The 18,452-nt window shown below is 74.7% G+C and carries 4 protein-coding genes; 3 read left to right on the top strand and 1 reads right to left on the bottom strand.

The window, feature by feature from the left end:
• Nucleotides 1-43 precede the first annotated feature (43 nt).
• A complete protein-coding gene (locus ACIQ6Y_RS05510) occupies nt 44-973 on the top strand; it encodes an ATP-binding cassette domain-containing protein (protein ID WP_404033256.1) in 930 nt (309 codons plus the stop codon).
• A complete protein-coding gene (locus ACIQ6Y_RS05505; protein WP_404033253.1) occupies nt 970-1,767 on the top strand; it encodes an ABC transporter permease in 798 nt (265 codons plus the stop codon). The genes ACIQ6Y_RS05510 and ACIQ6Y_RS05505 overlap by 4 nt, the downstream gene beginning before the upstream one ends.
• Before the next feature lie 68 nt (nt 1,768-1,835).
• Here the strand turns inward: ACIQ6Y_RS05505 and ACIQ6Y_RS05500 are convergent, their stop codons facing one another.
• On the bottom strand, nt 1,836-2,621 hold the full coding sequence (locus ACIQ6Y_RS05500; RefSeq protein WP_404033250.1) for a thioesterase II family protein: 786 nt from the start codon (nt 2,619-2,621) through the stop codon (nt 1,836-1,838).
• A 320-nt stretch (nt 2,622-2,941) separates the two neighbouring features.
• Here ACIQ6Y_RS05500 and ACIQ6Y_RS05495 point away from each other — a divergent pair, with 320 nt between their 5' ends.
• Nucleotides 2,942-18,295, top strand: coding sequence for an SDR family NAD(P)-dependent oxidoreductase (locus tag ACIQ6Y_RS05495; protein ID WP_404033247.1), 15,354 nt, complete (start codon nt 2,942-2,944; stop codon nt 18,293-18,295).
• The last annotated feature ends 157 nt before the right edge of the window (nt 18,296-18,452 follow it).

Here is an 18,452-nt window from a genome sequence, read left to right as displayed (position 1 = left end):
CGCTTCCCCCGACCACCCCTTCCACTCCGGGAGTTGTACCCAGATGACCAGCAGCCCCATGATCGAGGCACGAGGACTGCGCAAGTCCTACGGCGGGACGACCGTCCTCACCGGCGTCGATCTGAGCGTCGCACCCGGCACGATGCTCGCGCTGCTGGGACCCAACGGCGCCGGCAAGACCACCACGGTCCGCATCATGAGCACCCTGCTGCGGGCCGACGGCGGCACCGTCACCATCGGCGGCCACGACGTCGCCGCACAGCCCCGCACGGTGCGCCGCATGATCGGGCTCACCGGCCAGGACTCGGCCGTGGACGAACTGCTCACCGGCCACGAGAACCTGGTCATGATGGGCCGCCTGTTCCACCTGGGCCGGGCGGGGGCCCGGCGGCGGGCCGGCGAACTGCTGGAGCAGTTCCGCCTCACCGCCGCCGCCCACCGCCCGGTGCGCACCTACTCCGGCGGCATGCGCCGCCGCCTCGACCTCGCCGTCAGCCTCCTCAACTCGCCGCCCGTGCTGTTCCTGGACGAGCCGACCACCGGACTCGACCCCACCAGTCGGCTCGACGTGTGGGACACCATCAAGGAGCTGATGGCCGCCGGCACCACCGTGCTGCTCACCACCCAGTACCTGGAGGAGGCCGACCAGCTCGCCGATCGGATCGCCCTCATCGACACCGGACGCGTCGTCGCCGAGGGCACCGCGGCCGAACTCAAACGCCAGGTCGGCACCGAACGCGCCGAACTCACCTTCCCGGCCGCGGACCTCGGCGCCGCCCGCGAGCTGTTCGTCGGGGACCTGCTCCCGGACGGCCGCACCCTCACCGTGCCCGTCCACGGCCCCGCCGACATCCGGCACCTGCTGGACCAGGCAGCCGACAAGGGCCTCACCGTGGAGCGGTTCGCCCTGCACGAGCCCACCCTCGACGACGTGTTCCGCCTGCTGACCGACCACTCGGGAGACACCGCATGACCCACGCCGCAGCAGGACCCGAACGGCCGTCGCTCGCGCTGGCCCTGGAGGACTGCGCCGTCCTCGTCGGCCGCAGCCTGCGCCATCTCACCCGCAGCACGGACCAGATGATCCAGGCGGTCGCCCTGCCGGTCATGCTGCTCCTGCTGTTCCGCTACATGTTCGGCGCCGCCATCGACACCGGCGGACCCGCCTACGTCAACTACCTGATCTCCGGCGTCCTCGTCCTCAGCGTGTCCTTCAGCGCCTCCGCCACCGCCGTCGGTGTCGCCGGAGACCTCCAGAACGGCATCGTCACCCGCTTCCGCTCCATGCCGATGTTCGGCCCGGCCGTCCTCGTCGGCCACGTCGTCTCCGCCACGCTGCGCAACATCCTGTCCGTCGGCATCGTGATCGGCGTCGGCCGGCTCGTCGGGTTCAAGCCCGACGCGACCGCCGGCGAATGGCTCGCCGCCCTCGGCATCCTGCTCGTCTTCATCCTCGCCGTCGCCTGGATCGGCACCCTCTTCGGCGTCGTCGCCGGCGGCGTGGAGGCCGCCAGCGGCTACGCCCTGATCCTGGTGTTCCTCCCCTACGCGAGCAGCGCGCTGGTGCCCGCCGACGGCATGCCGACCGTGCTGCGCGTCATCGTGCAGAACCAGCCCTTCACCCCGGTCGTCGACGCCGTGCGCGCCTTGCTGATCGGCACCCCGCTCGACGACAGCGCCTGGCTCGCCCTCGCCTGGTGGGTGCCGCTCCTGCTGCTGTCGGCCGGCCTCACCATGCGCCTGTTCCGCCGCCGTCTGACCCGCTGACGGCCGTACGACGACGACGCGCCGCCCCGTTCAGGAGGGCGGCGCGTCGTTCTCGTACGGGGCAGGGGTCAGGCGACGCGGCCCCCGACGGAAGCGGCCGACCAGTGGGCGATCTGCCGCCGGACGGCGTCGATGACCGCCGCGGCCTGGTCGTTGAGGTAGAAGTGACCGCCCGGGAACACCTTCAGCTCGAACTCCTCCGAGTCCGTGTGGTCCGCCCACGCCCGCGCGTCCTCCACCGGTACCTGCGGATCGGCGTCACCGACCATCGCCAGCACCGGGTAGGGGACCCGGGCGTCCGGTTCGCTGTGGTACGCCATCACGGCCGCGTAGTCGGCGCGCAGCGCCGGCAGGATCATGCGGACCAGGTCGTCGTCGCTGAGCACCCGGGCGTCGGTGCCGCTCAGCCGGCGGATCTCGTCGAGGATGTTCTCGTCCGTGGACAGCCGCCGCCGCGACACACACCGGCAGGGCGGCGCGCACCGGCCGGACACGATCAGCCCGAGCACCTCGACGCCGGTGCCCGGCAGCCGCCGCGCCACCTCGAACGCCACCGAGGCGCCCATGCTGTGCCCGAACAGCGTCACCGGACGGTCCACCGTCTCCACGAGCGCCCGGGTCACCCGCTCGGCGAGTTCCGGAATGCTCTCGACGGCCTTCTCCTCGCGCCGGTCCTGCCGCCCCGGATACTGGACGGCCAGCACATCGGTGCCCGGCGCCAGCGCTCGCGCCACCGGAAGAAAGAAGGGTGCGGAACCTCCCGCGTGGGGCAGGCACACCAGTTGAGTGCTCGCCTCGTCGGCCGGCGCAAAGCGCCGTATCCACGACTTCGTTTCACTCGATGCGGCAGTCATGACGAATCCGTAGCCTCATTCCGGGCGGGCCCGTGGACGGGGAATTCGCCCCGTGGGTGGGGAATTGGCATCGTCAACCTGCCAGCGCACCCCCGGGTACCGCAACCCCTAATCCACGGACCCCGCAGGCCACAGCGGGTGCACCGGCGCCCTTAGGGGTGGTTCGGGCATACCGGCGCCGCTACCGTTGCGTGCGTATTGGCGGATTCCCCTTTTCTCGTACGCGAATCCGCATCAGTCCTCGGTAAAGGCCCGACGCAGATTTCCTGTTCAAGGTGGAGCGCCGTGCCGAGTTTCGACCGGAGCGATGGGTGACGTCGGTGGCAAACAACGAAGAAAAGCTGCTCAACTACCTCAAGCGCGCGACGGCCGATCTCCGCGACACCAGGCGGAAACTCGGCGAACTCCAGGAGGCGCAGCACGCCCCGATCGCCGTCGTCGGCATGGCGTGCCGCTTCCCCGGCGGCGTGACCTCCCCCGAGGACCTGTGGCGGCTGGTCGCCGCCGGCGAGGACGCCGTCACCGCCTTCCCCGCCGACCGCGGCTGGGACACCGACGCCCTCTACGACCCCGAGCCCGGCATCCCCGGCCGCACCTACGTCCGCGAGGGCGGCTTCCTGCACGACGCCCCCGAGTTCGACCCCGTCTTCTTCGGCATCTCCGAGCGCGAGGCCCTCGCCATGGACCCCCAGCAGCGGCTGGTCCTGGAGACGTCCTGGGAGGCCTTCGAACGCGCGGGCATCGACCCGCAGTCGGTGCGCGGCACCCGTACGGGCGTCTTCGCCGGTGTGATGTACCACGACTACGGCTCCTGGGTCCGGCCGGTCCCCGACGAGCTCGCCGCCTACCTCGGCAACGGCACCTCGGGCAGCATCCTGTCCGGCCGCATCGCCTACACCCTCGGCCTGGAGGGCCCCGCCCTCACCGTCGACACCGCCTGCTCCTCCTCCCTGGTCGCCCTGCACTCCGCGATGCAGGCCCTGCGCCGGGGCGAGTGCTCCCTCGCGCTGGCCGGCGGCGTCACGGTCATGTCCACCCCCGACTCGTTCGTCGAGTTCAGCCTCCAGCAGGGCCTCGCCGCCGACGGCCGCTGCAAGCCCTTCGCGGCCGCCGCCGACGGCACCGCCTGGGGCGAGGGCGCCGGCATGCTCCTGCTGGAGACCCTCGCCGACGCCCGCCGCAACGGCCACCGCGTCCTCGCGGTCGTCCGCGGCTCGGCCGTCAACCAGGACGGCGCCTCCAGCGGCATGACCGCCCCCAACGGACCCTCCCAGCAGCGTGTCATCCGCGCCGCGCTCGCCGACGCGAGCCTCGACTTCGCAGACGTGGACGCCGTCGAGGCGCACGGCACCGGCACCACCCTCGGCGACCCCATCGAGGCCGAGGCCCTCCTCGCCACCTACGGCAAGGACCGCGAACGCCCGCTCTGGCTCGGCTCGGTGAAGTCGAACCTCGGGCACACCCAGGCCGCCGCGGGTGTCGCCAGTGTCATCAAGTCGGTCATGGCCATGCGCCACGGCGTCCTGCCCCGCACCCTGCACGTGGACGCTCCCTCCCCGCACGTCGAGTGGTCCCGCGGGTCCGTGGAACTCCTCACGGAGGCCCAGGACTGGTCCCGTGCGGAGGACCGCCCCCGCCGGGTCGGCGTCTCCTCCTTCGGTCTCTCCGGCACCAACGCGCACGTGATCCTGGAGGAAGGGGACGCGGAGCCCGCCGGGTCACCGGAGACCACCGACGGTGCTCCCGTGCCGCTCGTGCTGTCCGCGAAGAGCGATGCCGCGCTGAGCGCGCTGGCGGGCCGGGTACGCGAACGCCTGCAGTCCGCGGACTCCTTGGCCGATGTGGGTCATTCGCTGGTGACAGGGCGTGCGGTGTTCGGCCGGCGCGCGGTCGTGGTCGGACACGAACGAGCCGAACTGATCAGCGCGCTGGAGGAGTTCACCGAGCCGTCCGTCGAGACCGTGCCCGGCGGCAAGAAGGTCTTCCTCTTTCCCGGCCAGGGCACCCAGTGGGTCGGCATGGGCGCCCGCCTCGCGGAGGAGAGCAGCGTCTTCGCCGCACGGCTGGCAGAGTGCGCGGACGCCCTGGACCCGCTCACCGACTGGTCGCTGACGGACGTGCTGCGGGACCCGGACGGCTCGGCCCTGGACCGGGTGGACGTGGTCCAGCCCGCGTCCTTCGCGGTGATGGTGTCACTGGCCGCGCTGTGGGAGTCGTACGGCGTCAAGCCCGACGCGGTCGTGGGCCACTCGCAGGGCGAGATCGCCGCGGCCGTCGTCAGCGGGGCCCTGTCGCTGGAGGACGGGGCGCTGATCGTCGCCCTGCGGTCGCAGGTGATCGCCCGGTCGCTGGCGGGCGCGGGCGGCATGATGTCGGTCGCCCTGCCCGTCGACGCCCTGGAGCCCAGGCTGCCGGACGGCGTGTCCGTGGCGGCCGTGAACGGCCCGAAGGCCGTCGTGGTCGCCGGTGACCCGGCCGGACTGGACGCGCTCCAGGCCGAGTTGGAGGCCGAGAGCGTCCGGGTGCGCCGGGTCGCCGTGGACTACGCCTCGCACTCGCCGCAGGTCGAGCAGATCGAGGCGGAGCTGCTGCGGGTCCTCGCCCCGGTCCGGCCGCGCGCCTCCCGCGTGCCCTTCCTGTCGACGGTGACGGGGGAGTGGCTGGACACGACGGAGATGGACGCCGGGTACTGGTACCGCAACCTGCGCCGGCAGGTCCGCTTCGCCGACGCGGTCGCCACCCTCGCGGAGAGCGGCTACAGCGCCTTCGTCGAGGTCAGCGCGCACCCCGTGGTCGGCATGGGCATCCAGGACAACCTCGATGTGCTCGGCCGCCAGGGCGCGGTCGTGGGCACCCTGCGCCGCGGCGAGGGCGGCCTGGACCGTTTCCTGACGTCGGCCGGTGAGCTGTTCGCGTACGGCTTCGACGTCGACTTCTCCTCCGCCTTCCCCGAGACCGCCCGGCAGGTCGACCTGCCCACCTACCCCTTCCAGCGGCGCCGCTTCTGGCTCGACGACTCCCCGGTCGCCGGGGACGTCGCCGCCGCAGGCCTGGAGGCCACCGGGCACCCGCTGCTCGGCGCGGCCGTCCAGCGCGCCGACGGCCAGGGCACGACCTTCACCGGCCGCATCGGACTGGCCACACACGCCTGGCTGGCCGACCACGTCGTCGAGGGCCGGACCCTCTTCCCCGGCACGGGCTTCGTCGAGCTGGCCGTCCGGGCCGGGGACGGGGTCGGCCTGTCCCGGGTGGAAGAACTCACCCTGGGCACCCCGCTGATCCTGCCCGCGCAGGGCTCGGTCATGGTGCAGGTGCACGTCGACCCGGCCGAAGAGGCCGCGGACCGGCGGGAGTTCGCGGTGTACTCGCGGCCCGCCGACGCCCCCGCCGACCTGCCCTGGACCCGGCACGCCACCGGCACCCTCACCGCCGCACCCCACCGCCCCGGCTTCACCCTCGCCGCGTGGCCGCCCGCCGGCGCCGAGCCCGTCGACCTCGACGGCCTGCACGACCGGCTCGCGGACACCGGACTCGCCTACGGGCCCGCCTTCCGAGGACTGCGCACGGCCTGGCTCGACGGCACCGACGTGCTCGCCGAGGCCGAACTCCCCGAGCGGCAGCGCCCCGACGGCTTCGGCCTCCACCCCGCCCTGCTCGACGCGGCCCTGCACGCGGTCGGCCTCGGCGACCAGGCCGCCGACGGGCCCGAACTGCCCTTCGCCTGGCGGGACGTCGAGCTGTACGCCACCGGCGCGACCAGCCTGCGCGTCCGGGTACGCCCCGCGGGCTCCGGGGCCGTGACCCTGGAGGTCGCCGACGCGACCGGCACCCCCGTCGCCGTCGTGGGGTCGCTGGCCCTGCGCCCGCTCACGGCACGGGAGCTGACCTCCGCGGCCCGTACGGCACAGGAGGCGCTGTTCCGCGTCGAGTGGCAGGAGGCGGCCGCCGACACGGAACCGGACGAGCGCCCCTGGACCCTCGTCGGCGACGACACGCTGCACCTCGGTCTGCCGGCCGTCGCCTCGCTCGCGGACACCGCCCAAGAGGCAGCCGCGGGGGTCGTCGTCCTGACACCCCGCCGCTCGGGCGCCGAGCCCGACGCCGTGCACGAGGCGGCCGGCGCGGTGCTGGCCGACGTACAGGCGTGGCTGGCCGACGAGCGGTTCGCCGACGGCACCCTCCTCGTCGTCACACGGGGCGCGGTGGACGGCGCCGACCCGGCCGCGGCCGCCGTGCAGGGCCTGCTGCGCACCGCCCAGCAGGAGAACCCCGGCCGGATCGTGCTGACCGACCTCGACGGGGACGCGCAGGCCGCGCTGCCCCTCGCCCTGGCGCTCGGGGAGCCCGAGGTCGCCGTACGGGAGGGCACGCTGCTGGTGCCGCGTCTCGTGCGGGCGCACGCCTCCGGCGAGGCCGAGGCGCCCGGCTGGGACCCGGAGGGCACCGTGGTGGTGACCGGGGCCGGCGGCACGCTCGCCGAGGCCGTGGTCGGCCATCTGGTCGCCGGGTGCGGAGTCCGGCATCTGCTGCTGCTCAGCCGGAGCGGAAGCGGTGTCGCCGGCGCCGGTGAGGCGACCGTCACCGCACTCGCCTGCGACGTCACCGACCGCGCCGCGCTCGCCGCCGCCCTGGACTCCGTGCCCGCCGAGCACCCCGTCACCGCCGTCGTGCACGCGGCCGGTGTCCTCGACGACGGCACCTTCGGCTCGCTGACGCCGGAGCGGCTGGACGCCGTGCTGCGGCCCAAGGCGGACGCCGCCTGGCATCTGCACGAGCTGACCGCGGACCGGGACCTCACCCACTTCGTGCTGTTCTCCTCGCTCGCCGGGCTCGCGGGCAGCGCCGGACAGGCCAACTACTCCGCCGCCAACGCCTACCTGGACGCCCTCGCCCGGCACCGCCGCGCCGCAGGCCTGCCCGCGCACGCGCTGGCCTGGGGCCTGTGGGGCAGCGCGAGCGGCATGACCGGGCACCTCGACGCCGTCGACCACGCCCGGATCAGCGGCAGCGGTGTCGCCCCGCTCAGCACCGAGGACGGGCTGCTGCTGTTCGACGCGGCCCTCGCCCGGACCGAGCCGGTGCTCGCCCCGGTCCGCCTCGACCTGCCCCGGCTGCGCGCCCAGGGCGACGAGCTGCAGCCGCTGTTCCGCGTCCTCGTCCCCGTCACCCGGCGCACGGTCGCGGCCTCCTCCGCCGGACCCGACTCCTGGCAGGACGCGCTGCTCGCCCTGCCGGAGGCCCAGCGCGAGCAGCGGCTCCTCGACCTGGTGCGCGCCCAGGCCGCGGCCGTCCTCGGCCACGGCGACAGCCAGGCCGTCGAACCGACCCGCGCCTTCTGGGAGCTGGGCTTCGACTCGCTCACCGCGGTCGAGCTGCGCAACCGCCTCGGCCGCGCGACCGGCCTGCGGCTGCCCGCCACCCTCGTCTTCGACCACCCCTCCCCGCAGGCCCTCGCCCGCTTCCTGCACGGCGAACTCGCGGGCGGCGCACCGCAGTCGGACACCAGGAGCACCACGGCCGCCGTCGCCGCCGACGAACCGATCGCCGTCATCGGCATGAGCTGCCGCTACCCCGGCGGCGTCACCTCCCCGGAGGAGCTGTGGCACCTGGTCGCCCAGGGCGTCGACGCCATCGGCGACTTCCCGCACGACCGCGGCTGGGACGTCGACGGCGTCTACGACCCGGTGCCCGGCACCGAGGGCAAGTCGTACGTCCGCGAGGGCGGCTTCCTGTACGACGCGGGCGACTTCGACGCCGGCTTCTTCGGCATCTCGCCGCGCGAGGCGCTGATCATGGACCCGCAGGAGCGGCTGCTCCTGGAGCTGTCCTGGGAGGCCTGCGAGCGGGCGGCGATCGCCCCGGCCTCCCTGCGCGGCAGCCGCACCGGTGTGTTCGCCGGCCTCATGCACCACGACTACGCGGCCGGCAGCAGCGCCGGCAGCCTCGTCTCCGGCCGTATCTCCTACACCTTCGGCCTCGAAGGCCCGGCCGTCTCCGTGGACACGGCCTGCTCGTCGTCGCTGGTCGCCCTGCACTGGGCGGCCCGCTCCCTGCGCTCCGGCGAGTGCACCCTCGCCCTCGCGGGCGGCGTCGCCGTGATGGCCACGCCCGAGATCTTCGTCGACTTCAGCCAGCAGCGCGGCCTCGCCCCCGACGCCCGCTGCAAGTCCTACGCCGACGCCGCCGACGGCGCCTCCTGGTCCGAGGGTGCCGGTGTGCTGCTCCTGGAGCGCCTGTCCGACGCCCGCCGCAACGGCCACCGCATCCTCGGCGTCATCCGCGGCTCCGCCGTCAACCAGGACGGCGCCTCCAACGGCTTCTCCGCCCCCAACGGCCCCTCCCAGCAGCGCGTGATCCGCGCCGCCCTGGCCGACGCGGGCCTCGCGGCTGCCGACGTCGACGTCGTCGAGGGCCACGGCACCGGCACCACCCTGGGCGACCCCATCGAGGCGCAGGCCATCCTCGCCACCTACGGCCAGGACCGCTCGGAGCCCCTGCTGCTCGGCTCGATCAAGTCGAACATCGGGCACGCGCAGGCCGCCGCCGGTGTCGCGGGCGTCATCAAGATGATCATGGCCATGCGTGAGGGGACCGTCCCGCGCACCCTGCACGTGGACGAGCCCTCCGCCCAGGTCGACTGGTCCGCCGGAGCCGTCGAACTCCTCACCGGAGACCGCCCCTGGCCCGAGGTCGAGCGGCCCTGGCGGGCCGGCGTGTCCTCCTTCGGCATCAGCGGCACCAACGCGCACGTCATCGTCGAGCAGGCCCCGCAGGAGGACCCGGCCCCCGCGGCCGAGGCGGCCCCCGCCGTGCTGCCACTGGTCCTCTCCGGCCGCAGCCCCCAGGGCGTCCGCACCCTCGCCCGCCGCATCGCCGGCCTCCTCGACTCCGGCACCGACCCCCACGACCTCGCACACTCCCTCGCCACCGCCCGTGGCGCCCTGGACCACCGCGCGGTCGCCCTGGGCCACGACACGGCCGAGCTGCGGGCCGCACTCGAGCGGACCGCCGCCGGGGGTGAGCCGGTCCGGCTCACCCCCGGCGGGGGACTCGGGTACGTCTTCTCCGGCCAGGGCTCGCAGTGGGCCGGGATGGGCCGTGAGCTGTACGAGGCGTTCCCGGCCTTCGCCGCCGCGCTGGACGAGGTGCTTCAGGCGCTGGGCGGCGAGGTGAAGCCGGCCATGTGGGACGGCACCTCGCTCGACCGGACCGGGTTCACCCAGCCCGCGCTGTTCGCCATCGAGGTGGCTCTCTTCCGCCTGCTGGAGTCCTGGGGCATGCGCCCGGACGCGGTCGGCGGCCACTCGGTCGGCGAGATCGCGGCCGCCCATGTCGCCGGGGTGCTCTCCCTGGAGGACGCCGCCGCACTGGTCACCGCACGAGGCCGGCTGATGGAGGCCCTGCCGGAGGGCGGGGCGATGGTGGCGGTGCAGGCCACGGAGGAAGAGGTCCTGCCGCTGCTGGGCGACACGGTCTCGCTGGCGGCCGTCAACGCGCCCGGCTCGGTGGTGATCTCAGGCGTCGAGGAGTCGGTGCTCGCGGTCGTCGAGCACTTCAAGGACCGCAAGACCTCCCGCCTGCGGGTCTCCCACGCCTTCCACTCGGCGCTGATGGAGCCGATGCTGGAGGACTTCCGCCAGGTGGTCGCCGGACTCGAACTGCACGACCCCGTCCTGCCGTTGTTCACGGCGGGCGATCCGCGCACGGCCGACTTCTGGGTGAACCACGTCCGTGACACGGTCCGCTTCGCGGACACGGTCCGGCGGATGGAGTCAGAAGGCGTCAGCACCTTCGTCGAGGTCGGCCCGGACGCGGTCCTCACCCCGATGGGCCCGGCCTCCGTCACCGGCGAGGACGTCACCTTCGTCCCGCTCATGCGCCGCGAGCGCGACCAACTCGCCCAGCTTCTCAAGGGAGTTGCGGACGCCTGGACCCGAGGTGTCTTGGTCGACTGGGCCGCGGTCGTACCCGCGGGCCGGCCGGTCGAGCTGCCGACCTACCCCTTCGAGCACCGCCGCTACTGGATGGAGTCGTCCGCCTGGTCCGTGTCGGGCGTCGGCCGGGGGCAGGACGCCACCGACCATGCGATCCTCGCGGCCGTGCTCGACGACGTCGACTCCGACGGCCTCGTCCTGACCGGCAGCCTCGCACTCGGCAGCCACCCCTGGCTCGCCCAGCACCAGGTGCACGACACGGTCCTGCTGCCCGGCACGGCGCTGATCGAGCTGGTCTGGCACGCCGGGGCACGCGCCGAGTGCCCGGTGATCGACGAACTCACCCTGTACGCACCGGTGATGGTGCCCGCCGAGGGCGAGACACGGCTGCGGGTCACCGTCGGCGAGCGGTCCGCGGAGGGCCGCCGCGCGGTCACCGTGCACGGCCGGGAGACCGGCGGCGAGTGGATCCGGCACGCGGGCGGCACCCTCCGCGAGGAGGCCCCCGCGCCGACGTCCCTCACTGCCTGGCCTCCGCCCGGCGGCACCCCGCTGGACGTCACCGCCGCCTACGAGCGGCTCGCGGACGCCGGCATCGAGTACGGGCCGCTCTTCCGGGGTCTGCGGGCCGCCTGGCAGCAGGGCGCCGACCTGTTCGCCGAGGTCACGCTCCCCGAGGACGCCGACACCCATGGCTTCGCGCTGCACCCGGCACTGCTGGACGCCGCGCTGCACGCCGGTGCTTTCCGGGGAGCCGACGGGCTGCCGTTCACCTTCAGCGGGGCCGCCCTGCACCGCGGCGGCGCGACCGCCCTGCGGGTCAGGCTGACCCCGCACGGCGACAACGCGGTCACCCTCGCCCTCGCCGACTCCGAGGGCGCGCCCGTCGCGTCGGTCGAGTCGCTCACCACCCGGCCGGTCACCGCGCCCGTGGCCGACCGCTCGCTGTACCGGCCGCACTGGACCGAGGCCCCGGCCGGCACCCCGTACGCCGGGACCCTGGCGGTCGTCGACGAACTGGGCGAACCCACCGGCGCCCCGGACGTCGTGGTGCTGCGCGCGCCGCGCCCGCAGGGCGACCCCGCGACGGCGGCCCGCGAGGCGACCGAGCGGGTGCTGGCGGTGCTGCGCGACTGGCTCGCCGACGAGCGCCGGACCGCCGCACGGCTCGCGGTCCTGACGCGCGACGCCGCCCCCGCCACGTCCGCGCCCGATCTCGCGCAGGCCGCCGTCCGGGGCCTCGTACGGGCCGCGCAGGCCGAGCACCCGGACCGGTTCCTGCTGCTCGACGCGGCCGGCGGGGCCGACCTCGCGGAGCCCGCTCTGCGCGCGGCCCTGGGGCTCGCCGAACCCGAGGTGCGGATCGCCGACGGGGCCCTCCTCGTCCCGCGCTGGAACCGGGCCCAGGCCTCCGGCCTGCCCGTGCCCGTACCGGAGTCCGTCCTGGTCACCGGCGGCACCGGCGGACTCGGCGCGGCCGTCGCCCGGCACCTGGCGGCCGAGCACGGCGTACGGCGCCTGGTCCTGGTCAGCCGCCGCGGCATCGAGGCACCCGGTGCCCAGGAACTGCGCGCCGAGCTGGCCGAGCAGGGCGTGGACGTCACCGTCGTAGCGGCGGATCTGTCCGACCGGGAGGCCGTGGCCGCGCTGCTGGCCGAGCACCCGGTGCGGGGCGTGGTCCACTCGGCCGGTGTGCTGGCCGACGCGCTGGTGGAGTCGATGACGCCGGAGCAGGTCGAGGCGGTGTTCCGGGCCAAGGCGGACGCGGCCTGGCATCTGCACGAACTCGCCGGGGACGTCTCGATGTTCGTGCTGTTCTCCTCGGCCACGGGCGCTGTCGCCCCGGCAGGGCAGGGCAACTACACCGCCGCCAACGCATTCCTCGACGCCCTCGCCGAGCACCGCGCCGCACTCGGACTGCCCGCCCTGTCGCTGGCCTGGGGCATCTGGGACGGCGACGGCATGGGCGAGCGGCTCGACGCGGCCGGCCTGGAGCGGGTCCGGCGCACCGGCATGGCCGCCCTGTCCGTGCCGGAGGGCCTGGCGCTGTTCGACGCGGCTCTGGCCGCGGGCGGCCCGGCCCTGGCACCGGTCCACCTGGACACCGCGGCGCTGCGCCGCCGGGACGCCGAACTGCCGGTCGTGCTGCGCGACTTGATCCGCCGGCCCGCCACGGGTACGGCTCCGGCCGCCCAGGCGCCGTTCGCGGCGAAGCTGGCCGCCCTGTCCGGGGCCGAGCGGGAGACCTATGTGCTCGGGATCGTCCGGGCCGAGGTCGCCGCCGTCCTCGGCCACGACAGCCCGGACTCCGTCGAACCACGGCGCGCCTTCACCGACTTCGGCTTCGACTCCCTCACCGCGGTGGAGTTCCGCAACAAGGTCTCCGCGGCAACCGGGCTGCGGCTGCCCGCCACGGTCGTCTTCGACCACCCCTCGCCGCGCGCCCTCGCCGACCATCTGCTGGCCACCGCCCTGGAGTCGGCACCGGCCCTCGCCGCGACCGCTTCGGCCGCAGCCGACCGCGACGACCCGATCGTCATCGTCGGCATGGGCTGCCGCTACCCCGGCGGGGTCGCCTCGCCCGACGACCTGTGGCGCCTGGTGCGCGACGGGGTCGACGCCATCTCCGGCTTCCCCGCCGACCGCGGCTGGGACCTGGACGCGCTGCACGGCACCGGACCCGGCCAGACCTACACCGTCGAGGGCGGCTTCCTCGCCGAAGTCGCCGACTTCGACGCCGACTTCTTCGGCATCTCCCCGCGCGAGGCCCTCGCCATGGACCCGCAGCAGCGACTGCTCCTGGAGACCGCCTGGGAGTCCTTCGAGCACGCGGGCATCGACCCCGAGGCCCTGCGCGGCACCGACACCGGCATCTTCGCGGGCGTCATGTACCGCGACTACGGCAGCACCCTGACCGCCGTACCCGACGAACTCCAGGGCTACTTCGGCAACGGCACCCTCAACAGCGTCGCCACCGGCCGCGTCGCCTACACCCTGGGCCTTCAGGGACCCGCGGTGACCGTCGACACGGCATGCTCGTCCTCGCTGGTCGCCCTGCACTGGGCCGCGCAGGCCCTGCGCTCCGGCGAGTGCTCCCTCGCGCTGGCCGGCGGAGTCACGGTGATGTCCACGCCGGGCACGTTCGTCGACTTCGCCCGGCAGAACGGGCTCGCCGCCGACGGCCGCTGCAAGTCGTTCTCCGTCGACGCGGACGGCACCGGCTGGTCCGAGGGCGTCGGCATGGTCGTCCTGGAGCGGCTCTCCGACGCCCGCCGCAACGGCCACCGCATCCTCGCCGTGCTGCGCGGCTCGGCCATCAACCAGGACGGCGCCTCCAACGGCCTCACCGCCCCCAACGGCCCCGCCCAGCAGCGCGTGATCCGCGCCGCCCTCTCCCACGCGGGCCTCGCCCCCACGGACGTGGACATCGTGGAGGCCCACGGCACCGGCACCCGCCTCGGCGACCCCATCGAGGCCCAGGCCCTGCTCGCCACCTACGGCCAGGACCGCTCGGAGCCTCTGCTGCTCGGCTCGATCAAGTCCAACATCGGCCACACCCAGGCCGCCGCCGGTGTCGCCGGCGTCATCAAGATGGTCCAGGCCATGCGGCACGGCCAGGCACCGAGGACCCTGCACGTGGCCGCCGCGACGGACCAGGTCGACTGGACCGAGGGAGCTGTCGAACTCGTCACCGAGCAGCAGAAGTTGCCGACCGTGGACCGGCCCTGGCGGGCCGCGGTCTCCTCGTTCGGCATCAGCGGCACCAACGCCCACGTCATCCTCGAACAGGCGCCCCCGGCCGAGGAGGCCGTCTCCGCCCCGGCCGGGCCCCTGCCGCCCCTCGCCCTGTCCGGCAAGTCCGAGCACGCCGTCCAGGAGCAGGCCCGCCGCCTGCTGGCCACGCTCGACCACGCCGACGTCCGCGACGTGGCCCACGCGCTGCTCAGCACCCGCGCCGCCCTGCCGCACCGCGCCCTGGTGACCGGCTCCGGCACCGGCGACCTGCGGGCCGCCCTCACCGCGCTCGCCACCGGCACCCCGACACCGGACGCCGTCCGCGGCACCGTCGCCTCCGGCGGCCTCGGGTACCTCTTCTCCGGCCAGGGCTCGCAGTGGGTCGGCATGGCCCGCGGGCTGTACGAGGCGTTCCCGGCCTTCGCGGCGGCCCTGGACAGCGTCACCTTCCTGCTCGACAAGGAACTGCCCCGGCCCCTGACCGAGGTCATGTGGGAGGACTCGGCCCTGAACCGGACCGGGTTCACGCAGCCCGCCCTGTTCGCGGTCGAGGTCGCTCTGTTCCGCCTGCTGGAGTCCTGGGGCATGCGCCCGGACGCGGTCGGTGGTCACTCGGTGGGCGAGATCGCGGCCGCCCATGTCGCCGGGGTGCTCTCCCTGGAGGACGCGGTCCGGCTGGTCGCGGCCCGCGGCCGGTTGATGGAGGCCCTGCCGGAGGGCGGGGCGATGGTGGCGGTGCAGGCCTCGGAGGAGGAGGTGACGCCTCTGCTGGGCGAGACCGTCTCGCTGGCGGCCGTCAACGCGCCCGGCTCGGTGGTCGTTTCGGGCGTCGAGGAGTCGGTCCTGGCTCTGGTCGAGCACTTCAAGGACCGTAAGACGTCCCGTCTGAGGGTCTCCCACGCGTTCCACTCGGCGTTGATGGAGCCGATGCTGGAGGAGTTCCGGGAGGTGGTCTCCGCTCTCGAACTGCGCGTGCCCGAGGTGGAGTTGTTCACGGCGGGCGACCCGTGGACGGTCGATTTCTGGGTCAACCACGTTCGTGACGCGGTCCGTTTCGCGGACACGGTCCGGCGGATGTCGGCCGAGGGCGTGACGACCTTCGTGGAGGTCGGCCCGGACGCGGTCCTCACCCCGATGGGCCCGGCCTCCGTGACCGGCGAGGACGTCACCTTCGTGCCGTTGATGCGGCGCGAGCGCGACGAAGTGACCGCTGTGCTCAAGGGCGTCGGCCAGGCCTGGACCCGAGGTGTCCCGGTCGACTGGTCGGCCGTCGTACCCGCCGGGGAGTGGGTGGATCTGCCGACGTACCCCTTCGAGCACCGGCGCTACTGGCTGGAGCCCGGCCCCGAGGCGAGCGATGTGACGGGAGCCGGCCAGGAGGCAGCGGACCACCCGATGCTCGCCGCCGTCGTCCCGTCGCCCGACGGCGACGCCGCCACCCTCACCGGACGGCTCTCCACCCGCACCCTGCCCTGGCTGGCCGACCACGCCGTGCACGGCGTGACCCTGCTGCCCGGCACCGGACTCGTCGAACTCGCCCTGCGCGCAGGACAGGAGGTCGGCGCCGGGAGCGTCGGCGAGCTGATGCTGGAGGCTCCGCTGCTGCTGCCCGAGACGGGGTCCGTGGCCCTGCGGGTGGATGTCGACCGGCCCGACGAGACGGGGCGGCATCCGGTCAGGCTGCACTCGCGCGCCGACGGCGGCGCCTGGCAGCGGCATGCCACCGGCCACCTCGGCGCGTCCGGCGCACCCGACCCGGCCGCCGACCTCACGGCCTGGCCGCCGCCGGGCGCCGACCGGCTCGACGTGACCGGCGCCTACGACGAACTCGCCGACCGCGGCTACACGTACGGCCCCGCCTTCCAGGGCCTCACGGCCGCCTGGCGGCGCGGCGAGGAGACCTTCGCCGAGGTGACGCTCCCCGAGCACACCGCACCGGCCGGCTACGGCATCCACCCGGCCCTGCTGGACGCCTGCTGGCACGCGCTGCTGCTGGGCGCCGCCGACCAGCGGCCCGAACTGCCCTTCGCCTGGACCGGGGTGACCGTGCACGCCGCGGGTGCCGCGCGGGTGCGGGTGCGGATCGCGCCGTCCGGGCCCGGTACGACGACCATGACGGTCACCGACACCACGGGGCGGCCCGTCGCCACGGTGACCGGGCTCGTCGTGCGGGAGGTCTCCGCCGACCAGCTGTCGGCCCGCCCGCGCTCGCTGCACCGCGTCACCTCCGTGCCGGTCACCCTGCCGGAGACGGCGGAGGGGCTGACCGGGGCCGTACTCGGCGAGGACACGCTCGGCCTCGGCCTGCCCGTCCACGCCACCGCGGCCGGCGTCCCGGACCCGGCGCCCGACGTCCTGGTCCATGTCTGCCCGCGGTACGACGGCCCGGTCCCTCACGCCGTGCGCACCGCGACCCTGGAGCTGCTCGCCGTCCTCGCGCAGTGGCTCGGCGAGCCCCGGCTCGCCGCGACCCGGCTCGTGGTCGCGCTCGGCGACGACCTGACCCGGGCGCCGCTGGCCGGCCTGGTCCGCGCGGCCCAGGCGGAGAACCCCGGTCGGATCACCCTGGTCCACCTGCGCTCCGGCGCCGACGCGCACGCCCTCCTCGGGGCCGTCACGGGAGACGAGCCCGAACTGGTCCTGGGCGACGGCACGGTTCAGGCGCCCCGGCTCAGCCGCATCACCGAGCTCGGCGACGACATGACGGCCCTCGAAGGGCCCGTCCTGATCACCGGCGGCAGCGGCGGGCTCGGCGCGCTCCTCGCCCGGCACCTCGTCGACCGGCACGGGGTGCGCGACCTGGTCCTGGTCAGCCGGCGCGGCCCCGCCGCACCCGGCGCCGAGGACCTGCGAGCCGAACTGGCCGAGTCGGGCGCCCGGGTGACCCTGGAGGCGTGCGACGCGGCCGACCGGGACGCGCTGGCCGCCGTGCTGGACCGGCACGAGGTGCGGTCGGTCGTGCACGCCGCCGGCGTCGTCGACAACGCGGTGCTCACCTCGCTCACCCCCGAGCAGGTCACCGCCGTGCTGCGGCCGAAGGTGGACGCCGCCTGGAACCTGCACGAGCTGACCGCGGACCGCGACCTGTCGGCCTTCGTCCTGTTCTCCTCCTCGGCGGGCACCCTGCTCGGCGCCGGACAGGCCAACTACGCCACCGCCAACGTCTTCCTCGACGCCCTGGCCGCCCACCGGCACACCCTCGGCCTGCCCGCCCTCTCGCTGGGCTGGGGCCTGTGGGAGGCGGAGTCCGGCATGGCAGGGGAGCTCGACGAGGCAGGACGGCAGCGGATGCGCCGCCTCGGCATGCCGGCCATGGACACGGAGGAGGCGCTCGCCCTGTTCGACGCGGCCCTCGGCCTGCCCGACGCGGCCGTGCTGCCGATCCGGTTCGACACCGCCGCCCTGCGCGCCCGCGGCGACGAACTGCCGGCCGTGCTGCGCGCCTTGGTCCCGCAGCAGGCCCGTACGGCCGCGGGATCGGCCACGGCCGCGACGGCCGGAGCCGACCTGCCGACCGTCCTCGCGGGGCTGGACCGCGAGCAGAGTTACGCCCACCTGGACCAGCTGGTCCGCGGGCACGCCGCCGCCGTGCTCGGGCACGCCGACGCCGGCCGGATCGACCCCGGCCGTGCCCTGCGCGACCTGGGCTTCGACTCGCTGGCCGCCGTGGAACTGCGCAACCTGCTGAGCGCGGCGACCGGGCTCGCCCTGTCGGCGACCCTGGTCTTCGACCACCCGACGGTCGAGGCGCTCACCCGCCACCTGGCCGACCAGCTCCTCGGCACCGAGGCCGACCCGACCGCCCACGCCCTCGCCGAGCTGGACCGGCTCGCCGAGCAGCTCCAGCACACCGACGCCGACCGCAGGACCGTCACCCGCCGCCTGGAGTCCCTGCTGCGGCAGTGGCGCGAGGCCGGACCGGAGGAGACCTCCGGGGCCGTCGACGTCACCACGGCCACGGACGACGAACTGTTCGCGGCCCTCGACAACGAACTCGCGGACTGACCGCCATGGAGCCGACCCCGGCCCCCGAGACCCGACCGGTCCCGGCCGCCCTGGAACCGAACACCGGAGAATGGAACGCGCTGATGAACGAGGCCGAAGCGCTCAACGGGGCCGACGCGCTCGACGGCTTGCGCCGACTGGTGCGCGAGCACACGCT

This window comes from Streptomyces sp. NPDC096205 (assembly GCF_044763135.1).
Taxonomy (GTDB): Bacteria; Actinomycetota; Actinomycetes; order Streptomycetales; family Streptomycetaceae; genus Streptomyces.
This window is presented reverse-complemented; position numbering and strand designations above follow the sequence as displayed.

Coding starts and splice junctions, on each gene's coding strand:
- ACIQ6Y_RS05505 (WP_404033253.1), top strand. CDS start 970: ATGACCCACGCCGCAGCAGGACCCGAACGGCCGTCGCTCGCGCTGGCC.
- ACIQ6Y_RS05510 (WP_404033256.1), top strand. CDS start 44: ATGACCAGCAGCCCCATGATCGAGGCACGAGGACTGCGCAAGTCCTAC.
- ACIQ6Y_RS05500 (WP_404033250.1), bottom strand. CDS start 2,621: ATGACTGCCGCATCGAGTGAAACGAAGTCGTGGATACGGCGCTTTGCG.